Raw genomic sequence first — 3,133 nt, 5'->3', positions numbered from 1 at the left:
AAAAGATTCATAGGTGCGCTAAATGCGGATTGGAGCTCAAATGCCCGGACTGCGACACCGGGCCGCTTTACTGCAGGACATGCGGCAACATGATAAAGCATCCGGCGGAGCACAACTTCACCTGCCCCGTCTGCTTTTCAAATCTTGGGAGGAAGGGATACGGGCTTAAGAGATAGGGCCAAGAACAGGCTCGTGCTTGATGTTTCGCATAGCCAGAATGAAGAAGGATTTGTCTACTCTGTCAGACAGCACCTCCCCCTTTCCCCAAAAAAGTGCACCGGCGGATTCAATCTTGTTGTAGTTCCGTTGTCTGACGGCATACTCACCTCAATGGACCGTGACAACTTCAATGTCGCAGTTGACACCGAGGGCAGATTGATTCTAACAAGGCTAGACAGGAAGATCCAGCTTGTCTTTGACTATGACAAGGGATTCATGACGGGGGTCCTTGGGGGCGTCTTATACGATACCTTTGAGATACCGAAACAGGAAGGGACGGACTACCACGGCTAGAAGATGACAGGATTATTGAAGATATCCAAGGAGTCCTTAGGGGAGAAGGAAAGAAAGCTCTATTCAAAGCTTTACAGGCACATCATTGAGAGCTTTGAGATTGACGAGATTGCGGCCGATCAGATATCACTTGCCCTAATATGCCAGAAGTGCATACTGCTCCCGAGGCTATTATCCGGCGAAGACGTTGACATAAATCAGGTGAGCGAATCGATAAGGAAGTGGCTTTCCGAGTACAGATTAACGCCCAAGTCAAGAGAGAAGGAAAAAGAGGTAACGATCAATCTCTCAGCCATTATTGAAGAGATCCACAGGGAGAGGGAAAATCCAAATTGAAGCCCTTTTTTGAAAATGATCTTGGGAGGATCTATCGGGGCGACTGCCTTGATGTCATGAAAGAGCTTCCTCCTGAATCGATTGATCTTCTTCTGACAGACCCTCCATATGGCTACTCTTTTTTGGGAAAGGACTGGGACAGGGCAGTTCCGAAAGTTGATATCTGGAAAGAGTGCAACAGGCTTCTAAAACCTGGATCATTTGCATTTATCATGAGCGCACCAAGGCTCGACTGCTTGTCAAAAATGGCCCTAAATTTAGGGGAGGCAGGATTTGAGATCGGATTCACACCGATATTCTGGGCATACCACTCTGGATTTCCCAAAGCTCTTGACATATCGAAAGTGATCGACAGGAGGCTTGGCCTTAAAAGAGAGGCTGTTGAAATGCCGGGAAGGCAGAGATCAGCACTTTGCTGGGGGAAGCACTATGCCTGTGACAGGCAGGAGATTGATTTTACGCTTCCTGCATCTGATGACGCAAAAAGGCTATCAGGAGGCTATGCAGGATTTCAGCCCAAGCCCGCCGTTGAAGTGGTAATAGTTGCCATGAAGCCGATATCGGAAAAAAGCCATACCGACCAGGCCTTAAAAAACGGGAAAGGAGTAACGTGGATAAAAGACTGTTCAATCCCGGCTGAAGACGGATTTTCAAGGTTCCCCTCAAATCTACTCGCCTGCGATAAGGTGTTCGGCGGGGACTCCTACATGTTCGACCTTGACATGTGGTTTGAGGAGAGGGTGGGGTCACTTCCCAAAGACATAGCGGACAGATTCCCATTCCTCTTTGTGAAGAAGCCCTCAAAGAGCGAGAAAGAATCAGGATGCGAATCCATAGGGCCAAAGAGGTGGTGCGATGACGAGGAGTCAGTCGACATCCCTCAAAAGAGGAACAGAGCGGAAAGGCACAACTACCACCCAACTGTGAAGCCTGTAAAGCTCATGTCTTACCTGACTGTTCTGGGGTCTAGGCCAAAAGAGACAATTTTGGATCCTTTCCTTGGAAGCGGCACTACTGCCATGGCATGCGAGCTCTTGGGGAGAAGGTGGATCGGCATAGAGCTTGAGAGGGAGTATGCAGAGATAGCAGCCGCCAGGATATCTAACTCTGGCCTTATTTTTAGGGCCAGCTTAGAGAAAGAGAGGCTTGATTCTTAAAATGGACATGAAATCACTCCTCGCATCCTGGATAGACGATCCTGTAAGATTTTCAGTTGACTGCTTTGGCGAGGAGCCTGATGGCCTCCAGAGGCCTATATTTGAGGCAGTGGCAGAGCATGACAGGATAGCTGTTAGAAGCGGAAACGGCCCCGGGAAGACCTGGACTGCAGCAAAATTGGGATTATGGTTTTTTGTCACAAGGCCAAAATCAATAGTTGTCACGACTGCTCCTACTTGGCAGCAGGTGCAGCGGATACTCTGGAAGGAGATTAGGGCAAACATCTCAAAAGCCCCGATTTTAAGGCCATTTCTATACCTTCCCCCGAGGGATGCAGAGGTCCTAATGATAAGGCCGGATGGAAGCTATGGCGACGACTGGGCCATGATAGGAAGGGCCTCAGACAAGAAGGAGAACATGCTCGGTTTTCATGCGCCATATCTAATGTTCATAGTGGATGAGGCATCAGGGGTGCCGGATGAGATATTCGAGGCCATCGAGGGGACGCAGACCCAAGAAGGTGTAAACTCGTCCAAGATCCTTTTGATAGGAAATCCCACAAGGCCGGAGGGATTCTTCTACGACATCTTCCATTCAAAAAGCTCAAACTGGAGGACATTCCATCTTGACGGTAGGCTTAGCCCACGCGTGTCAAAGCAGTGGATATCCCAGATGTCAGAAGATTATGGCAGCGACAGCCCTTTCTTTCAGATCCATGTGCTGGGGAACTTCCCGCCTGCTGACAAGAACACCTTGATACCACTCTCCTGGATAGAGAGGGCGCTTATTGATCCTGAAGGAAAAGGCAAAGGTGCAACATATGCCGGATTTGATGTTGCTGAGATGGGGGATGACTACAGCGTTTACATTAAGGCCTCACTTGAAACAGGCATCTTCAATATTTACGATATAGAGTTCATGGCAAAGCTTGAGATATTGCCCTTAACTAATTGGGCAAAAAACAAGCTGGACAATAATCCGCCTGAGAAGCTTGTAATAGACTCAAACGGCATTGGAGCAGGGGTCTATTCAAATCTAAAAGAGGGGGGCTATCCCGTGATAGGATTTAGGGGAGGGGAGTCCCCGTTAATGCTTTCAGAAGAAGCAAAGTTTGCCAATTTAAAAT

At 48.5% G+C, this 3,133-nt stretch carries 4 protein-coding genes; all 4 read left to right on the top strand.

What is annotated here, in order from left to right; translation table 11 throughout:
- Nucleotides 1–192: 192 nt before the first annotated feature.
- Nucleotides 193–513: a hypothetical protein gene (locus PLI06_10180; protein HOI77960.1), complete on the top strand. Its 321-nt coding sequence runs from the start codon at nucleotides 193–195 to the stop codon at nucleotides 511–513.
- Between the two features lie 3 nt (nucleotides 514–516).
- On the top strand, nucleotides 517–849 hold the full coding sequence (locus PLI06_10175) for a hypothetical protein (protein ID HOI77959.1): 333 nt from the start codon (nucleotides 517–519) through the stop codon (nucleotides 847–849).
- A 56-nt stretch (nucleotides 850–905) separates the two neighbouring features.
- Nucleotides 906–2,006 (top strand): site-specific DNA-methyltransferase, encoded by a 1,101-nt coding sequence (locus tag PLI06_10170; GenBank protein ID HOI77958.1) that lies wholly within the window; start codon nucleotides 906–908, stop codon nucleotides 2,004–2,006.
- 109 nt (nucleotides 2,007–2,115) lie between these two features.
- On the top strand, nucleotides 2,116–3,133 hold a 1,018-nt coding region (locus PLI06_10165), incomplete at its 3' end, for a hypothetical protein (protein ID HOI77957.1).

It is taken from the genome of Methanofastidiosum sp., from assembly GCA_035362715.1.
GTDB lineage: Archaea > Methanobacteriota_B > Thermococci > Methanofastidiosales > Methanofastidiosaceae > Methanofastidiosum.
The sequence above is the reverse complement of the archived record's forward strand: the minus strand, read 5'-3'. Positions and strand labels throughout refer to the sequence as shown.

What these genes read in the sequence shown, in the direction of transcription:
- PLI06_10175 (HOI77959.1), top strand. Translation starts at nt 517, where the DNA reads ATGACAGGATTATTGAAGATATCCAAGGAGTCCTTAGGGGAGAAGGAA.
- PLI06_10170 (HOI77958.1), top strand. Translation starts at nt 906, where the DNA reads ATGAAAGAGCTTCCTCCTGAATCGATTGATCTTCTTCTGACAGACCCT.